This is a genomic window from Hufsiella ginkgonis, from assembly GCF_009834915.1.
GTDB lineage: Bacteria > Bacteroidota > Bacteroidia > Sphingobacteriales > Sphingobacteriaceae > Hufsiella > Hufsiella ginkgonis.
On record NZ_WVHS01000001.1, the window covers coordinates 1137180 to 1154486 of the forward strand.

The 17307-nt window shown below is 52.5% G+C and carries 13 protein-coding genes; 8 read left to right on the top strand and 5 right to left on the bottom strand.

The genetic code is table 11. The annotated features are described in order from the left end of the window. Window positions 1-2 precede the first annotated feature (2 nt). From mreD to rodA, 3 genes are read left to right on the top strand one after another with little or no spacing between them, the layout of a single operon-like run. On the top strand, window positions 3-482 hold the full coding sequence (mreD, locus tag GS398_RS04755) for a rod shape-determining protein MreD (protein ID WP_369410224.1): 480 nt from the start codon (window positions 3-5) through the stop codon (window positions 480-482). Beyond that, the gene (gene mrdA, locus GS398_RS04760) at window positions 482-2401 is read left to right on the top strand and encodes a penicillin-binding protein 2 (RefSeq protein ID WP_160905560.1); all 1920 of its coding nucleotides are present in this window, start codon (window positions 482-484) and stop codon (window positions 2399-2401) included. Before mreD ends, mrdA begins: the two co-directional genes overlap by 1 nt. Window position 2402: 1 nt before the next feature. Then, entirely contained in the window at window positions 2403-3662 is a 1260-nt protein-coding gene (rodA, locus tag GS398_RS04765; RefSeq protein ID WP_160905561.1) for a rod shape-determining protein RodA, read from the top strand. Window positions 3663-3669: 7 nt separating this feature from the next. Here rodA and GS398_RS04770 read toward each other — a convergent pair whose 3' ends face one another. After that, window positions 3670-4755, bottom strand: coding sequence for a DUF8457 domain-containing protein (locus GS398_RS04770; protein WP_160905562.1), 1086 nt, complete (start codon window positions 4753-4755; stop codon window positions 3670-3672). Between the two features lie 97 nt (window positions 4756-4852). Here GS398_RS04770 and GS398_RS04775 point away from each other — a divergent pair, with 97 nt between their 5' ends. Continuing rightward, window positions 4853-5425, top strand: a complete 573-nt coding sequence (locus GS398_RS04775; protein ID WP_160905563.1) for a thymidine kinase — start codon at window positions 4853-4855, stop codon at window positions 5423-5425. Window positions 5426-5443: 18 nt separating this feature from the next. On the opposite strand, the gene GS398_RS04780 is transcribed toward GS398_RS04775, so the two are convergent. The 3 genes from GS398_RS04780 to GS398_RS04790 all read right to left on the bottom strand — a co-directional run bounded on the left by GS398_RS04780 (window position 5444) and on the right by GS398_RS04790 (window position 11038). Then, window positions 5444-8299, bottom strand: a complete 2856-nt coding sequence (locus tag GS398_RS04780) for a S8 family serine peptidase (RefSeq protein WP_160905564.1) — start codon at window positions 8297-8299, stop codon at window positions 5444-5446. Window positions 8300-8547: 248 nt separating this feature from the next. Beyond that, on the bottom strand, window positions 8548-9621 hold the full coding sequence (locus GS398_RS04785) for a lysylphosphatidylglycerol synthase transmembrane domain-containing protein (protein WP_160905565.1): 1074 nt from the start codon (window positions 9619-9621) through the stop codon (window positions 8548-8550). Further along, window positions 9611-11038 (bottom strand): alkaline phosphatase family protein, encoded by a 1428-nt coding sequence (locus GS398_RS04790; protein ID WP_160905566.1) that lies wholly within the window; start codon window positions 11036-11038, stop codon window positions 9611-9613. The genes GS398_RS04785 and GS398_RS04790 overlap by 11 nt, the downstream gene beginning before the upstream one ends. A gap of 141 nt (window positions 11039-11179) precedes the next feature. On the opposite strand from GS398_RS04790, the gene GS398_RS04795 reads away from it, so the two are divergent. From GS398_RS04795 to GS398_RS04810, 4 genes are read left to right on the top strand one after another with little or no spacing between them, the layout of a single operon-like run. Next, window positions 11180-11878, top strand: coding sequence for a L,D-transpeptidase family protein (locus tag GS398_RS04795; protein ID WP_202405952.1), 699 nt, complete (start codon window positions 11180-11182; stop codon window positions 11876-11878). Continuing rightward, a complete protein-coding gene (locus GS398_RS04800) occupies window positions 11878-12657 on the top strand; it encodes a hypothetical protein (RefSeq protein ID WP_160905567.1) in 780 nt (259 codons plus the stop codon). Before GS398_RS04795 ends, GS398_RS04800 begins: the two co-directional genes overlap by 1 nt. Before the next feature lie 27 nt (window positions 12658-12684). Next, window positions 12685-13623 carry a sugar phosphate isomerase/epimerase family protein gene (locus GS398_RS04805; protein WP_160905568.1) on the top strand — a complete coding sequence of 313 codons (939 nt, stop codon included), beginning with the start codon at window positions 12685-12687 and terminating at the stop codon, window positions 13621-13623. Then, the gene (locus tag GS398_RS04810; RefSeq protein WP_160905569.1) at window positions 13620-15812 is read left to right on the top strand and encodes a sensor histidine kinase; all 2193 of its coding nucleotides are present in this window, start codon (window positions 13620-13622) and stop codon (window positions 15810-15812) included. Before GS398_RS04805 ends, GS398_RS04810 begins: the two co-directional genes overlap by 4 nt. Here GS398_RS04810 and hisS read toward each other — a convergent pair. Continuing rightward, a complete protein-coding gene (gene hisS / locus GS398_RS04815; protein ID WP_160905570.1) occupies window positions 15809-17212 on the bottom strand; it encodes a histidine--tRNA ligase in 1404 nt (467 codons plus the stop codon). The two genes, GS398_RS04810 and hisS, sit on opposite strands and share 4 nt — an antisense overlap. Window positions 17213-17307: the final 95 nt, after the last annotated feature.

A 17307-nucleotide genomic window follows, 5' to 3' on the forward strand; every position in this document is an offset into this window, starting at 1 on the left:
TTATGGCACTCCTGTTTTTCCAGGTGTTCCTGTTAAAGAATATGGGGTATTATAACCTGGCTACGCCGTTCCTCTATATCCTGTTCATTATGCTGCTGCCATTCGGTATTCCCAATTGGCTGCTCTTCGTCCTTGCTTTTATTACCGGTTGTACGGTCGACGCTTTTTATGATACCGCCGGCGTAAATGCCGCGGCGTGTACCGTACTGGCCATGGTGCGGGTGATCTTTATCAGTATTACCGTGCAGCGCGAGGGGTTTGACAATGAGCCAGAGCCTAATCTCGCCGTTATGAACTTCCGGTGGTTCTTTTTCTACACGTTTGTACTTACAATCTTTCACCATACCACACTTTTCCTTCTCGAAACCTTTAATTTTGATGAAATTCAATATACCATCACGCGGATCCTGCTAAGCTCTGCGTTTACTATAGTATTGATCCTGGTATACGAATTCATATTCTCTACAAAGAAGGCGCGGTAATGAATAGTTTTTTTGCGAGGCGGTTCGTGGTGCAGTCCATATTCATCGTGGTAACGCTGTTGCTGCTTTCGCGGCTGTTCTATATCCAGGTGATAGATGACAGCTATGTGCTTTCCGGCAAGAACAACGTGTTGCGGCGGGTGATCAAGTTCCCCGCCCGGGGTTCTATCATGGACCGTACGGGTAAGCCGCTTGCGCAGAACGAGCCCGTTTACGACATTATGGTGATCCCCCGGGAAGTAAAAGCGTTTGATACGCTTGAGTTCTGCCGGTTGCTCAACATCGACAAAGAAGGCTTTGACAAGCGAATGAAAAAGGCGCGGACGTACTCCCCCAACCTGGCCTCCCCTTTCGAGAAATTGATCTCGGCACGTGACTTTGCCGCCATCCAGGAAAAGCTATCCGACTACCCGGGTTTCTTTAAACAGAGCAGAACGGTGAGGGCCTACCCGGATTCGGTGGCGGCGCACTTCCTTGGCTATACGCTTGAAGCTAACCAGGCCATTATAGAAAAGTTCGGGGGATACTATCGCCCCGGCGATTTTATTGGGATCGCGGGCGTGGAGAAGTCGTACGAAGAACTGCTTCGCGGCCAGCGCGGCGTGGAAAACGTACTGGTAGATGCACGCGGCCGCCCCAAGGGTATTTTTGCAGAAGGTAAATACGATACCGCCGCGGTTGCGGGCGACCGCCTCAAATCCTCTCTCGATCTCCGTATCCAGAAACTCGGGGAGCAGCTCATGGCCAATAAGGTGGGCAGTATTGTGGCCATCGAACCGGCAACGGGCGAGATCCTGGCTTTTGTGAGCAGCCCCTCGTACGATCCTAATCTAATGGTAGGACACGACCGCGGAAAGCATGTAGCCGCATTAAATAAAGACCCATATAAACCCCTCCTGGTACGACCGGTGGGCGCCTGGTATTCCCCGGGTTCGTCTTTCAAGCCGCTCGACGCATTAATTGCCTTACAGGAAGGATTGATCACTCCCTCTACCACTTTTTTTTGCCCGGGATATTATATGGCCGGTAATCACCGGGTAGCCTGCGAACATACCGACGGCACTACGGACATGACCAAGGCCATTAAAATGTCGTGCAATACCTATTTCTGTAACACGTTCGAGAAGCTGATCAATAAGAACGGGCCTAAGAGCACGCGTAATTCGTTTATCGACTGGCGTAAACGTGTAGCCGCTTTTGGTCTCGGCGACAAGCTGAATGTCGACCTCCCTTTTGAAAGAAAAGGAAATGTGCCAACCGATGAGCACTATGACAAGGTTTTCGGTAAGAACCGGTGGAGGGCCAGTTCGGTGATGTCGCTGGCCATAGGGCAGGGCGAACTGCTGGCTACTCCCCTACAGTTGGCCAATATCGAGTGCGTTATTGCCAACCGGGGATACTATTATACGCCGCATCTTATTAAGTCGATCGGCGAAAAGGAGATCGTTAAGCCCGAATTCAGGGTAAGACACAATGCCGGGATAGACGCACGGCATTTTGAGCCGGTAATTAACGGGATGCAGCAGGTAGTAGAAAGCGGCACCGCAGCAGCCGTTAGGATCCCCAACATTATTATGTGCGGCAAAACAGGCACGGTACAAAACAACCGCGGTAAAAATCACTCGGTATTCGTGGCCTTCGCGCCGCGCGATAACCCGAAGATCGCCATTGCGGTGGTGGTAGAAAATGCCGGGTACGGCTCGTCGTACGCGGCGCCGATCGCCAGTTACCTGGTAGAATTATACCTTACCGGCAACATCTCCAGGCCGAAATCTGAAGTAGATTGGATGAAACAGGCGAACCTGATGCCAGCACTAAAGGGTGTACCGGCCAAAAATGCTAAGCCCGCCAACAGCGATAGCCTTGTAAGAGACAGCATTCGCAAAGGATTAAAAACCGTAACCGCCAAAACCCGTTGACGTGAATAACCAGCGCAGCCTTTTTTTTAATGTAGATTGGGTGACCGTATTGCTCATCTTTGCGCTGATGTCTATCGGGCTGCTAAATATTCATTCGGCGGTGTTCGACCCGCTGCACCCCGACTTGTTCGATTCCCGCACCAGCTATGGGAGACAGTTCATATTCATTATTTCGTCGATGGTGATCGGCCTCGTGATCCTCCTGCTCGACAGTAAGTTCTTTAATGCCGCCTCTCCCATTTTTTACGGCATCACCATCTTTATGCTCGTACTGGTGCTGCTCATCGGCCGGAATATTGGCGGTAACCAGGCGTGGATCTCCATTGGCTCCTTTGGTTTGCAGCCCTCAGAGTTCGCCAAGTTCGCCACCTGCCTGTTGCTGGCCCGTTACCTGAGCGCCAGCACCACCAAGGTGCAGGACCTTAAAACGCAGCTTTCGTGCGCCGCCATCATTATCGTACCGGTGGTCCTGATCCTTCGCCAGCCGGATGTGGGCTCGGCGCTGGTATTCACCTCGCTTATTTTTGTGCTTTACCGCGAAGGGTTACCAGGCTATTTCCTGGTGGCCGAGCTGGTGGCCATTGTTTTATTCGTACTCACTTTATTATACAATAAGTTTTTTGTACTGGGCGGGGTAGTGGCGTTGGCGGCGTTCCTGTTTTACCAGTTTAAGAGGGCGAGAGTGCTGAGGATGCGGCTCATTATCGGGACGGCCCTATCCATCGGCTATGTGTTTTGTGTCGACTTTGCGTACACCAACGTACTTCAGCCGCATCACCGGAAACGCATCGATGTCATCCTCGGGAAAATAAACGACCCGCGCAACGAGGGATACAACCTCAACCAGTCGAAGATCGCCATTGGCTCAGGCCAGCTTTGGGGGAAAGGCTATATGCAGGGAACGCAAACGCGTTACGATTTCGTGCCTGAACAAAGTACCGACTTCATTTTTTGCACGATCGGCGAAGAGTGGGGCTTCGCGGGCTGTTTTGTGGTAATGGGGCTGTACGTGTTCCTGCTGATGCGTATTATATTCATCGCCGAGCGCCAGCGATCGGCATTTACGCGGATCTATGCTTATGGTGTGGCCTCCGTCATTTTCTTCCATTTTTTCATCAACATCGGGATGACGATCGGGCTGGTACCCGTTATCGGTATTCCGCTGCCGCTCATCAGCTACGGAGGGTCGTCGTTATGGGCGTTCACCATCCTGCTTTTTATTATGCTCAAGCTGGATTCGAACCGGATGGGCGTACTCTGAGGTCTCCCTACGAAAAACGCCGGGTAATGATCGCGTACAACTTATCAACGGTAGCCTGTTTCGCCGACCATTGATTTTTCCCGCCATAGTTGGCTTCCAGGAACTTCACCGCGGCGTCATAACTTCCCGCCCGGTTGGCCATATCCATCGCTTCGCTGTAAGCGAGACTATAGCCGTTAAACAGGTCTTTAATAAAGAGCAGCTTGTCGTTCAGGTTCACCGCCGACTTAATGTCGCTTACCGGCTGTGTATACTGGGCCGCAGTAGCCGATGTTTTTAGCCCGGCCGATAACAGCTCATTAATAGTGGGCGCTTTTGCAGGGGCTTCAGCGGGCCCGGGGAGCGTATCTATGGCTACCGTTCTTTCACGGATCACTACCTCGTGCACTACCGGCCCGGCAATTGCGGGCGCCGGCTCAGGCGCTTTTTCTTCTGCCACGGGTTCCGGCGCCTTAACTGGTGCTGGATCTACCGGTTCCGGCTCGTTAGCGGATCCCGGTTGTGCTTCTTCAAGGTTTTCTTCGCGTTGCGGCGGCTCCACGGGCTCATCCGCTGTTTCATCCTCTTCTTCCGGCTCAGTTGCGGCTTCTTCGGGCGCGCTATCCCCAATGGCTCCGTCAGGCGCTTCTTCAGGGTCCCCGTCTTCTATCGGTTCCGCATCCAGGAAATGGCGGGTAACCGTCCCGGGCGCTTCTGCGGCACTTTCCGGTTCCTCGCCCTGCCCTGGTTCCGCATCGGTTTTAAGGCTTTCCTTAATTGGCTCGAATACCCATTCCCGCGAGGGTTGCTGCTCTTCTTCAACGGCTGCTTCCTGCACCGGCTCCTCCTTTTCCGCTGCCGCTGGATGCGCGGGTTTTTCGCTTTCCGCCACAGGCGAAGGAGGCTGGACGGCCGGGGTTGGGGGAACCGGCGCCGCCTGGCTAAACCGGTGAAGGATCTCGATATGGTCGTTTAGAAAGTGAGTATTCGCTCTTAAAAGTTCGAGCTCGAACTCGTTCAGGCTTTCGGGATTTTCGGCGAGGAATTTTTGCTGATCATGCAGCTCAGAAATAATTACACCAATCTTTTTGATTATCTCTTTGGTATTCATCATAAAGCAGGTAACAGCTAGTTGCGCAGGATGTTGGTAAGTCGCTTGTCAAAAATAGGATTTAATTCTGATATTGCCCGGCAAGCCCAAGCCTAAGAAAATGCTATTCAGTGAACATACCTTTATAAAACGGGAACGTCCTACCGGCAGTATCGAAGTCATCTGCGGGTCTATGTTTTCGGGCAAAACCGAAGAACTTATCCGCCGTTTACGCCGCGCGCAAATTGCCCGGCTGAATGTCGAGATCTTTAAGCCGCGCACCGATACGCGTTACGACGAAGTTGCCGTGGTATCGCACAACATGAACTCGATCCAGAGCACCCCGGTAGAAAATTCCTCTTCTATCCTGCTGCTGGGCGCCAACACGCAGGTGGTGGGCATTGATGAGGCCCAGTTCTTTGATGCGGAGCTCCCCGATGTGTGTGTAAGGCTGGCTAACAATGGTATCCGCGTGGTGGTGGCAGGCTTAGATATGGATTTCCAGGGCAGGCCGTTCGGGCCGATGCCTGCGCTTATGTCTATTGCCGAGGAGGTAAGTAAGGTGCATGCTATTTGTGTACGATGCGGTAGCCCCGCCACTTATTCGTACCGTACGTCTGCCAGTGAAGCCACTATCCTGCTGGGCGAAAAAGACAGCTATGAGCCAAGGTGCAGGGAGTGTTTCTTTGAATAGCGGGCGATAACTGATTACCTATTTCGCTACCATCATCTTCAGCGCCTTTTCTTCCCCGCGGTATTTGATCTTGTACATGTAGATCCCGTTTTGCAGGTCGAATGAGCTGATGTTCAGCGTATGCACGCCGGCGGCAAGAAATTCGTTAAGGTAGGTTTTCACTTTCCGGCCCACGAGGTCATAAAGCGCTACCGACACCTGTCCGCCTTCGGGGATAGAAAACTCAACCGTCGTTTTCTCCGTCACCGGGTTAGGAAAATTCTGGCTCAGCACCAATGTGTTGGCAATGGGCGGCTCTTCCGGTGAGATACTGATATACTTAGCCTGGGCGGCGGCGGCGCTGGCCTGGATATCGGCCAGGTTATCACCGGCCATAAACGCGAACGCTATTTTTACAGAACCTTTAGCGGGGATCTTTAACGGCCCGTAGCCGCTTACAAATTGTACGTCGTATCCGTTTGAAGACTCACCGAGACCGGAAGCCTTGATACCGGACGACAGCGTGGTAAATTTCTCCGCAGCACTAAAGTTATCGTCTGCCAGCGGATCGCCTGAAAGCATGTACGTCATCGGGTAATAAAGCGGGGTGGGCGCAGCGTTCAGCAGCTTTATACCGGCATAGGGAAACGAGCCCGTCTTCTTGAAAACGTACGCCAGCCGGGTATTCGCATCGTACTTGGTCACGTCTGTGCTTCCGCCATCGATATCAAAGTCTGTGAGGAGACCCGCATATACGCCGCTCATATCTGCGGTGGTGGTGTTAAAGATCTCATATTCAACGATCGTATACTTGTCATCCGGCACTGCGGCGTAGGCGACCTGGCGGTGTTTTACGTAAATATTCAGCGGGGAGGGATTCCCGCTGTCATCGAACTCCGAGGCACCTTCGAACGCAGCCGTAGTGGTGGCTGATTTGGTAGCCCTTACCCGTTTCACAAAATGGTCGTTGAAAGTATTGGTTGAAATCCGCGCATTATCTGAAAGCTTGTTAGCCGAGGTACCGATCATGAGCGAGGCTTCGTACAACAAGTTCTGGTTATTGTAAATAAACCCCTGGCCATTGGTGGCCGAAGGGCGACTGTACCCTACACGGCCGTTACTGGTCATGGTAGTCCACACCTTATTTACCTGGATATTCAGGTAATCGAGGTTCACGGTAGTGGTAAAGGTTTCTGATTCCGTGTACGCACCGCCATTGGCCGTATACTGCAGCTTAAAAATAACCGTACTGTTATCGGGCGTAGTTGGCTTAATGTATACTTTAAACGGGCCCACGTTATTGGCGGTACCGTCTGTAACCAACGAGGCCACCGTTTGGTCGGCACCGGTAACCGTTACGTTTGAATTGGCGCTCGACAGTTTTACCTGCAGGTTAGTTACCGGCGAAAGGAAGTTTTTGAGGTTAAAATACAGCGTTACAGTATCGCCTGCCGGGATGTTCCCGTTGCTTTTATCGGCGAGCGTAATTTTCTGGTAGCGGATAGAGGGCGGCGATTCCGTTAACGCCCTATACACGTTCAACCTCCCCTTACCCAGCATGCCTGCATAATTGGGGTTTTTGGCATCGATATTATCTGCGGTGGCCCTCAGGCGCTCGCCGACCTGCTGCATGGTAAGTGACGGAACGTACGATTTCAGGAGGGCGGCGGCGGCGGCAACCATCGGCGACGACATAGAGGTACCGGTAAGGCTTGTGTAGGTACTGTTATAATAAGTATTAAAGATCGATGTACCCGGTGCCGATAAGGCCACGTGCGGACCGTAATTAGAGGAGCCGCTCTTCACGTCCGTATTGGTGGTATTGGCCACGGCGAAAACGCCGGGATAAGCCGATGGGTAATCTGGGGTGGTAGTATTGTCGTTCCCGGCGGCCGCAATGATCAGGCAATCTTTCGCCAGGGCATAATTAATGATATCGAGGCCGTACGAACCGCCGCCGGGCCCGCCCCAGGAGCAGTTAATGATCTTAGCGCCATGGTCGGCAGCGTACTTAATACCGTCATAACCCCGGTAGATGGATGAACCGTTGTTATCCGCGCCGCATTTAACGATCAGCAATTTCGGGTTAAAGGAAATGCTGGCTACGCCGATGCCATTATCGGTAACGGCACCCGCGATGCCGCTTACGTGCACGCCGTGGCTGGTACTGTCACTTTTAACGGCGGGGTCATTGTCTTCCCTGATGTTGCTGCCCGAGTTTCCAACCAGGTCCCACCCCTTAAAATTGTCGATGTAACCATCACGGTCGTCGTCCACCCCATTTACAGGGTCGGCGGTATTGGTATAGATGTTAGCGGCGAGGTCCTGGTGGGTGAGGTCAGAACCCGAATCGACGATGCCGATCACGATATTCGATGAGCTCCTGATCAGGTTCCACGCTTCCGGGGCTTTTACTACGGTGAGGTATGCCTGGTTGGTAGCGAACCGCGGGTCGCTGGGGTCGTAATTTACATGGTAAACATAATCGGGCTCGGCGTATTCAATCCGCGGGTCGAGCAGCAGCTCGTTCACCAGGTCTTCAATCTTACCACCGGTGAACTTCACTTCATAGATCCGGTCGAGGCCATTGTCGGCCGCAGCTTTAGAAATAGTGGCCGCGCCGCCGGAAACCGTTTCGGCCGGAAACTTGCGGGTAACCGAAACCACCTGGGCACCGGTAAGCCTGATCTGCGGTGTCGCCGGTGTGTTTTGCACCTTGGCTCCGGAGGTGGTTACCGGCTTAAACTTTACGATGAGTATCCCCGGACGATAATCCCGGGTGGTAACGCCGGCGGGCAATGTGAATTTATACCCGGATTTTTTCTGCGTTGCAGCATCCTGCGCAAACACACCACCCGACAGCAACGTTAAAAATAGGAGTAAAAGTTTCTTCATGTACAACACACCAATATTCAAAACTAATGAAAGTTCCGGATATTACTTGGAAAAAAGGTTGTACGTTTTATGTTATACGTTTGACGTCCGGGCATTTAGCCACACCTTGTAACAGCGGGATAGGAAACGTGCAACGTCAAGGCGTGGAGAAGAGCTTCTCCTGCCGTGTTCTTAAGTTGTTTAGTCGTTTGTTCCGGGTCCTTCATGCTTTCGCTCCGCCTTGGATGACTGCCGGCCGGTTTGGACGTCTAACGTTTAACGTCCAACCCCCGTCCCGCCTGTCTTTTCAGCAAACTGATCACTACATATGCCCCGATCATGGAAGGAAAGAACAGCAGGAACGAGCGCTGCAGCAGCGTAAACACCGGAAGCAGCGCGCCCGGCACCATCTTTCCGAACAATACCGAAATGCCCACTTCGGCAAAACCGCTTCCACCGGGACTTGGTGCAAAATAGATCATAAACTGGATGAGCACCTGTACCGAGATCACCTGCGCCAAGTTGGCGTTAATGCCCAGCCCAAGCAGGATCACGTATTGCAGCACATACTTATTGAGGTAAAGCACGGTAGTGATCAGCAGGCTCAGCGGAAAAAGGAACGGGTGTTTACGGATGATCACCACGCAGGTTTGCTGGTAAGTGGCGATACTGGTATACGATTTTTCGGCCCAGGCGAGCAGTTTTTCTTTCCGCGCCGGGAAGAGGTTGCCTAACCCGCGCGCAAGCTTCCTGATAAGGTCGCCCATTAGTACCGGCCTATAAAATGCCAGCAGGAACACCAGCAGGAAAATAAAAAAGAACCCGAAGCCATATTTAAGCATCCCCGGAATAATGCCGCTTACCGCGCTGGTATCCATCAGCATAATAGCCGCAAATCCCGCCAACGGCATAAAAACCAGGGTAGCTCCCCAGTTGATGAGGCTAACGGCAAATGCGTCGACAAAGCTTACCCCGTTGCTGGTGTATACATACACCTGCGCCGGACCTGCGCCGCCATGGGCCGGTGTAACGGCCCCCATAAATACGTTGGCCACATTGGCCCTAAAGCTTACCCAATGTGATAATTCGGGATTGAGCTTACGGATATAAATATGGTTCCGCAAGCTGCCCAGCATCATATCTGCCAACAGCATTACGCCGCAGATCAGCATATATTTCCATGAAATATGGGCGAGTGCGTTAAGGGATTTTCCCCCGTTACTATAAAAGAACACTACCGCCAGGGTAGCGATGGTGATCAGGGCCAGCCACAAGCTGCCCTTAATGATCATGTTCTTGTTAAAGATAGACTTAACGTCCTGTTTATCGTCCTTAATCGCCATCGATCAAACTTTCTCCTTCCGAAGGGATGCCGGTGATCCCTTTCCATTGTAAGATAGTGCTGAATACGTCGGCGGTGCGCACCTGGTGTGTTTTCCAGTTTTTCTGGTTGTAAATAAGCGGCACGTGGATATGCGATTTATGCAGCGATCCGTGTGAGCCTTTGTGCTCCGGGTATTCCCAGAAATCGCGGAGATCGTAGCCGATGCTGGCGCTCACCACGAAATCGCCGGCACGTACGCTTGAAAACAACTGGGTGATCTGCACCAGCGAGTCGGGGTATTCGCTGTCGAAAGTAGCCTCCAATGCTTCGCGATGGCCCGCTACTTCAAACGCTTTGCCGAGCTTTAACGGGTCGGAAGTTCCCGGATCGTAGCCGTATTTGCCGTCGATGTGGGTTACGGTTCCCTGGCCGTCTTTATTCTGGACTATAAAGGTGTTTTCCTGGTCGCCACGGTAGGCTATAAAGTCGATCGCCTTCTCGTTGAGGAATTTCGTAAGACGCTCCCCGCCCATCAGGGCCTTGAGCGCTGTTTCGCGCAGCACATGGTCGCCTGTATGGTTAAGCAGGTGTACGCTGCCAAAGGAGTTCCCGGAGATCATTACCACCGATTTAGGTTTGCGGCGCCATATCACCGGGTAGGTGAGGCATTTCAGGCCGTTTTCAGTAAGCCAGTCGCCAATATCGAGGTGGTGTTGGGTAGCGGTAAGGCCGTGGTCGGAAGTGAGGATGAACAGGGTATCGTCCCACCAGCCCTTCTTTTCCAGTTCCCCGCGTACCTCGCCGAGACTGTTATCTGCGATCTGGTAGGCGGCAACCGTTTTTTCATCACGTACATCGAACATGTGCGAGTCCCAGTCGACACTTGGAAGCACAAAAAATATAAAGTCGAAATCCTTGCCTGATCGCAGCATCGTCATCAGCCGGCGGTGGCTTTCCTCATCCACGTTGTGGTGTTCCTGGAAAAAATGCGCCCGTATATACAGCTTGCTTTTCCCTTTAGCCATCAGGTCGCGTTCGGCGGCTACGCCACGGGTCACCATGCTGTTGAGGTTATAAGTTTCGCCGAGCAGCTCGAAGAGGGTCTTTTTCTCCGCCGGCATGTCGGTATTAAACCAGGCCGCTTCGGGTCCGCAGTACGAGCGCATGGCGTATTTATTGAGCCGGGTACGTTTAAATTCTTTTTTGTCGAACCAGCGGATCCCGGTAACTCCCATACTGCCCGGAAAATGCCCGGTAAGGAACGGCAGGTACGCCGAACCCGTGGTAGAAGGAAAACAAGTGGTGGCCTTTCTCATGGTACCCTCGTCTACGATCCGTTTTATATTCGGTAAAAGCCCTTTCTCCAACAGTTCAGGAAGTACCTCACTATGTGCACCATCAACCAGGTAAAATAGCACACGTTTTTTCCCTTGCATCTGTCTATATGGATTTTCTATTTGGGCCGAAGGTCGTGAATAATTTTAATAATTGCGGATGGTAACAATACTTTCACGAAAGGCTGGTCTGCACCCTGCAGCAGCGCCTTGCGAACCAAATCTTTGTTAACTTTATCGGGAATGAAACTTCTTGTAATACTTTTCTTGCTGCTGATTCCCGCGGCTTACCACGCCACGGCGGCCAACCGCGAACCGGGCGCAGATACTGCCCAGGTGCTTCTCAGCGAGCAGGGGAAACCGCTCCGTTTTCATCAATACTTCCCCATGCTTTACGGCGGCGATTACTATCTCGAAATTAACAAAGGCAAACGCACGGTCCGCCGTTACCCCGACAGCCTGTTAGCCAGCATCCGTCAATACCGCAACCGGCAGGACAGCATCACCAGGGCAAAAAATGTTTTTTACCGTTTATCACGCGCCGAGAAAGTGGTGGTGGTTAAAAGCAGCCGCAAGCTGTACGTTCAGCGAGATGGCAAGAACATTTTTACGTTCCCGGTAAACCTCGGAAGGAACCCCATCGGCCATAAGCAAAGAGAGGGCGACGGCCGCACACCTGAAGGCAGGTATACCCTCGACCTGAAGATGTGGACTTCCCAATATTACAAGAATTTCCGCATCTCGTATCCTGATTCCAACGACCTCCGCACCGCAAAGCGAAATGGGTACAAGCCCGGCGGAGATATCATGATCCACAGTACGAGCGCCCGGCGGAGTAAACTTAAAGACTGGACAAACGGCTGCGTAGCGATCTCTAACGCGCACCTGGATACCTTGTTTAACTACGTGGCCATCGGCACCGAAATCGAGATAATAAAGTGATGCCTGGTAAAATAACGATCCGCCCGGGGATGTGCGCGGCGCTGTGCATGCTGTTGCTTACCGGCGTTTCCGCATACGGACAGTCGCCGCCGCCGCCACCGCCGCCGCTCTCCAGGGTAATATTTCCCAAACCCGTTAAGGTAGCCGCCGACAGCCTGTTTTCCAGGCAACTGTTGGGCAACATGGTCAGCAACAACTTGGAAACGGGTTTCTACCAGTTTTCTGTTAAAGCGCCCGGCGCAAAGCCGATGAACGTTTTTGGCCGCGACTCGCTGGTGTTTTACGTAAAAGGACGGGCATACCGTGAAGGCGAATCGGGACAGATCGACACTTCCTTCTTACATAATGGTACCACTAAATACGGGTGGGGACGCGCTATGGATTACCAATTTGCCGACAGTACTATCCGCGGCGACCGGACGGTGATCTGGTATGGCGAGCCACCTCCCTACTCGCAGCGATACCTGGAAGTTCAGCGCCTCAAAAAGCAGTTCGTAAATAAAACGGTGGCGGGCGTAGTAACTGGCTATACGTATAACGCCCGCAGCAAAACTGTGATCGACGGATTCACATTCGAAACCGGTACTGTTACGTTCCGGGTTTTTATCCGGGTCGACGAGGCAAAAAGGCTGGTTAAAAATCTTTTCCCGGGGGATGTGGTACTCATCAATACAGAGGGCATCTACAATTGGTCGGATACAGAAGGATTGCGCCTGTCGCCGAATACGTTGATAAAAGACGGCGAGACTCTTGTGTTTAACGGAACGGTGCAGATCTGATAGCGATAAAAAACCTATTTTTACTACATGCCACACACCCGACGTCACCTTCTTAAGTCGCTCACCCTCGGTACCGCCGCCGCTGTTTTACACGAACCGCTGGCGGCATCGGTATTGCCAGCCAAACCTAAAATGTCCCCGTTTATCTTCTCGCTTAACATGAGCACCATCCGCGGTCATAACCTCGGTTTCACCAGGGAACTGGAAACGGCGTCGAAGGCAGGTTTCCGTTCGGTAGAGATCTGGATCGACTCTTTACAGGCTTACCTTCAGCAAGGTGGTACGCTGGCCGAGGCACGAAAACGCGTCAGCGACCTCGGGCTTACCATCGAGAGCGCCATCGGCTTTGCCCGCTGGATGGTAGACGATGCGCCAACGCGCGAAAAAGCTGTTGCGCAGCTGCGCCGGGAAATGGAGATGTTGGCCGCTATCGGCTGCAAACGAACAGCTGCGCCGCCGTCTGGCGCTACAGGACTGCCGCTGATCCCTTTAAACGTGGTCGCGGAACGCTACGCCGCCATCCTCAACCTGGGCGAACAACTGGGCGTGACGCCCCAGCTGGAACTGTGGGGCGGCTCAAAGAACATGAATAAGGTAAGTGACGTATTGTATGCCGCCTCGGCCAGCGAGCGTAAAAGCGCCAGGATCTTACTGGACGTGTTCCATTTATACAAGGGTGGCTCTAACATCAGCAGCCTGCACTGCGTAGGGAAAAACGCATTAGAGATCTTCCACGTTAACGATTACCCGGCCGGCATCGGGCCCGCCAAGATCTCCGAGCCCGACCGCATTTACCCGGGGGACGGCATTGCCCCGATCAAAGAAATATTAACCATCTTAAAGAACCCGGAAAAGCCGCTGGTACTGTCGTTCGAGGTATTTAATAAAAGCTATTACACGCAAGACCCGGTGCTGGTGGCAAAAACCGCATTGGCTAAAATGAAGGCCGTTGCCTATTCCGTATGAAGATTTTATACCACCTGCTGAAACTACCGGCGCTCTTCCTTTTGTTTACCGGAAGTACGGGCAGCTACGCGCAGCAGCATTGGCCACCGGCGTACCAGCTAACGGCCGACACCGCCCGGGTGGTACGCCTCCCCGATTCTAACTGGCAAATGCTCGCCGACCCAGGCGGGAAGCTCACCATTAATACGGTAAACGACCCGGTAAACACTACCCGTTTTCACCTCAACAATACCAGCGAAAAAGGATTCAGCTTCGATATCAACACCTATTGGCAGCGATACCAGTTACGAAGTACCCTCCCGAAGGATACGCGGATCGCCATCCCCGAAGGGACTACAGACGCAACCGTCTATTACTCGGTGAACAACGGACCATGGACCGCCATGCGCACGGGCGCTATTGTTCCCTATAGCCAGCGCGACGGTTTAAAGGAGATGTCGGCGGTGATAGTGCCTGTTCCCGCCGGAAGCACGGTGCGCATTTATGAACAAAATCATTTCAACTACGCTTTCAGTCAATCAAACAGGCTGGTTGCGATGTTCAGGTTTGCCGACCAGGTCATAGCCGATACCTACATTGACAACGCCGGCCGCGAGTCGGTCCTTATGACGGAATCGTTCCTGATGGGTATCGTGCTCTTCGCGGTTGTGCTTAACCTGTTCTTCTTTTACTCGATCCGCGAACGGGTATATCTTTTTTATGGCATCCTGCTGCTGGCGGGCGGGCTGCGGATCTACAACGGCTTGTTCATGCCTGCCTACCGCGAGAACCCGGTGTTTACCCATTACTGGTTCATCTTCCTCTTCGTGATCCAGTTCTTTTCGTTCATACAAACCAACAGGCATTTTGTAAAACTGGGTAGTTTTTATCCACGGTGGGACAAGTTCCTGTTTACGCTGAGCTTCTTCCCGGTGATTTTGTACCTGGTGGCCAACCTGGTTCTTCCGCAGGTTAAGCCCGGCTGGATAACGCCCGGAAATACATTATACGGCCTGGTTTCCTTTATAGTGATGATCTGTATGGCGGTTACGCTGGCGCTTTTTATTCCCAGGAAAGACACCAACTCCCGGCAATATGTGATCAGCGTGCTGCCTCTTACGTTCTGGATCCTGGCGGGCCACATTATCAGCGTGTTTCCGCGGTGGCCCTTCAGCCTATGGGCGGCTAAGTGGAACCAGGTGCTCAATGCCCTCTGCATAGGCTGGCTGCTGCTCATCTTTACCTGGGCGCTGATCCTGCGATTCAGCAAGCTTCGCCAGGAAAATGCGCAGAAGGAGATCGAAAAGGAACGCCTCGCCCGCGAAAAGGAGCAGGAGCGCAACGAGCTTATCGCCCGGCAAAAGATCGAGCTGGAACAGCAGGTACAGGAGCGCACCGCAGCGCTCAAAGAATCGCTCGTGAGCCTTCAGACTACGCAATCACAGCTGATCCAATCAGAAAAAATGGCCTCGCTGGGAGAGCTTACGGCCGGGATAGCCCACGAGATACAGAACCCGCTTAATTTTGTAAATAATTTCTCGGAAGTAAGCATCGAGCTCCTCGACGAGCTGCAGGAAGAGGCCGAAACCGGGAACAAGGACGAGGTGATCGCCATCGCCCACGACCTGAAACAAAATTTAGATAAGATAAACCACCACGGTAAACGGGCAGACAGCATTGTAAAAGGGATGCTCCAGCACTCGAGAAGCGCCGGCGGCCAAAAGGAGCTTGTGAATGTGAATGCCCTTGCCGAAGAGTATTTCCGGTTGAGCTATCACGGTATCCGCTCGAAAAATAAGACTTTTAACGCACGGCTGGAAACAGACCTGGACGAGGCTGCGCCGAAGATCGAAGTATCGCCGCAAGACCTTGGACGCGTGTTCCTGAACCTGTTTAATAACGCTTTCTACTCCGTAGGAAAGAAAAAAGACGGCGATGCAAACTACGATGCGGTAGTTAAAGTAACCACTTCCGCCACCGGAAAACACCTGGAGATCCGGGTTTACGACAACGGACTTGGCATCCCCGACGCCATTAAAGACAAGATCATGCAGCCCTTTTTTACCACTAAGCCTACCGGCGAAGGGACAGGGCTGGGACTGTCGCTCAGTTACGATATCATTGTGAAAGGCCATGGCGGGCAATTGACCCTAAACACCGTTGAAGGAGAATTCGCAGAATGGGTGGTATGGTTACCGGTCCGGCATTAAACACCGGCGTCTGTCGTCTGTTTAAAATACATGAACAGCTGTTCAGCCCTCACCTTCGCCTGCTCACCCGTTTTCATGTTCTTTACTGATAGCAGCCCCGACTGCATTTCCTCACTGCCGATCAGCACCACGTAGGGGATCTTCTTATCATCCGCATATCCCAGCTGTTTTTTCAGCCTGGCGGGCGACGGGTATACTTCGGCCGAAATACCTTCGCTGCGTAGCTTCCGGAGCAGCGGAAGCGCGAACTTCTCCGCCTCCGTATCGAAATTGCTGAACAATACCTGCGTGGTTAGCGAAGTGCGTTCCGGGAAAAGGTCCAGCTCCTGCAGCACATCGTAAATGCGGTCGGCGCCAAATGAAATGCCGACCCCGGTAAGGCCTTTTAACCCGAACATACCGGTAAGGTCGTCGTAACGGCCGCCGCCACCGATACTGCCCATAGGCACTTCGTTGGTTTTTACTTCGAAAATAGCGCCGGTATAGTAGTTGAGACCGCGGGCAAGGGTAATGTCGACTTCTACGTTGGAGGTTTGCGATTCAAACAAGCTCACATATTCGAGTATCAGCTCGAGCTCGGCAATGCCTTTCAGCCCCGTTTCGGAACTGGTAAGTACCGCCTTTAACTGATCGATTTTCGACCCGTTCGTGCCCTCGAGCAGGATCACCGGCTTAAGCCGCTCGATATCGGCCTCCGTAAAACCGCGTTCCAGCAGTTCTTTTGTCACGCCGTTCAGCCCGACCTTGTCGAGCTTATCGATGGCTACCGTCATGTCGACGATCAGCTCCGGTTTGCCGATTATTTCGGCTATGCCGGACAGGATCTTGCGGTTATTAATCTTAATGGTGAAATCTTTCAATCCGAGGTTGCTCAGCGCTTCCTGGTAAATAAGCACGAACTCCGCTTCGTTCAACAGGCTCTCTGACCCTACAACATCGGCATCGCACTGGTAGAATTCGCGGTAACGGCCTTTTTGCGGACGATCGGCACGCCACACGGGCTGTACCTGGAAACGCTTAAAAGGCAAGGTGATGTCGTTCTGGTGCATTACCACATAACGGGCGAAAGGAACTGTGAGGTCATATCGAAGAGCTTTTTCGGAAACCGCGGGAAGCAGTGTTTTGCTACTCCATTCGGGGTTGCCGGCTTTTTGGTTCCTGCGTTCTGCTTCCGCCCAAAAATCCCCGGAGTTGAGGACCTTAAAGATCAGCTTGTCGCCCTCGTCGCCATATTTACCTGTCAGCGTATCCAGGTTCTCCATGGTGGGAGTTTGGATCTCCTGGTATCCATATTTCTTAAAAACAGTCCTTATCGTATCGAAAATGTAATTGCGTTTCACCATTTCTTCCGGTGAAAAATCGCGCGTTCCTTTCGGGATAGCTGGTTTGATCGTAGCCATGCGCAAAGGTAAGATTATCGGGCGGAGGCAGAAATGTTAAGAATTGAGAAAATAGGTATAAAAGTCTTCGGTAATTTCATTTATCATAACAATAT

Bases quoted from the DNA above. Each gene is read 5' to 3' on its own strand.
- mreD (WP_369410224.1), top strand. From the start codon at position 3: ATGGCACTCCTGTTTTTCCAGGTGTTCCTGTTAAAGAATATGGGGTAT.
- mrdA (WP_160905560.1), top strand. From the start codon at position 482: ATGAATAGTTTTTTTGCGAGGCGGTTCGTGGTGCAGTCCATATTCATC.
- GS398_RS04770 (WP_160905562.1), bottom strand. From the start codon at position 4,755: ATGATGAATACCAAAGAGATAATCAAAAAGATTGGTGTAATTATTTCT.
- GS398_RS04775 (WP_160905563.1), top strand. From the start codon at position 4,853: ATGCTATTCAGTGAACATACCTTTATAAAACGGGAACGTCCTACCGGC.
- GS398_RS04780 (WP_160905564.1), bottom strand. From the start codon at position 8,299: ATGAAGAAACTTTTACTCCTATTTTTAACGTTGCTGTCGGGTGGTGTG.
- GS398_RS04785 (WP_160905565.1), bottom strand. From the start codon at position 9,621: ATGGCGATTAAGGACGATAAACAGGACGTTAAGTCTATCTTTAACAAG.
- GS398_RS04790 (WP_160905566.1), bottom strand. From the start codon at position 11,038: ATGCAAGGGAAAAAACGTGTGCTATTTTACCTGGTTGATGGTGCACAT.
- GS398_RS04795 (WP_202405952.1), top strand. From the start codon at position 11,180: ATGAAACTTCTTGTAATACTTTTCTTGCTGCTGATTCCCGCGGCTTAC.
- GS398_RS04800 (WP_160905567.1), top strand. From the start codon at position 11,878: ATGCCTGGTAAAATAACGATCCGCCCGGGGATGTGCGCGGCGCTGTGC.
- GS398_RS04805 (WP_160905568.1), top strand. From the start codon at position 12,685: ATGCCACACACCCGACGTCACCTTCTTAAGTCGCTCACCCTCGGTACC.
- GS398_RS04810 (WP_160905569.1), top strand. From the start codon at position 13,620: ATGAAGATTTTATACCACCTGCTGAAACTACCGGCGCTCTTCCTTTTG.
- hisS (WP_160905570.1), bottom strand. From the start codon at position 17,212: ATGGCTACGATCAAACCAGCTATCCCGAAAGGAACGCGCGATTTTTCA.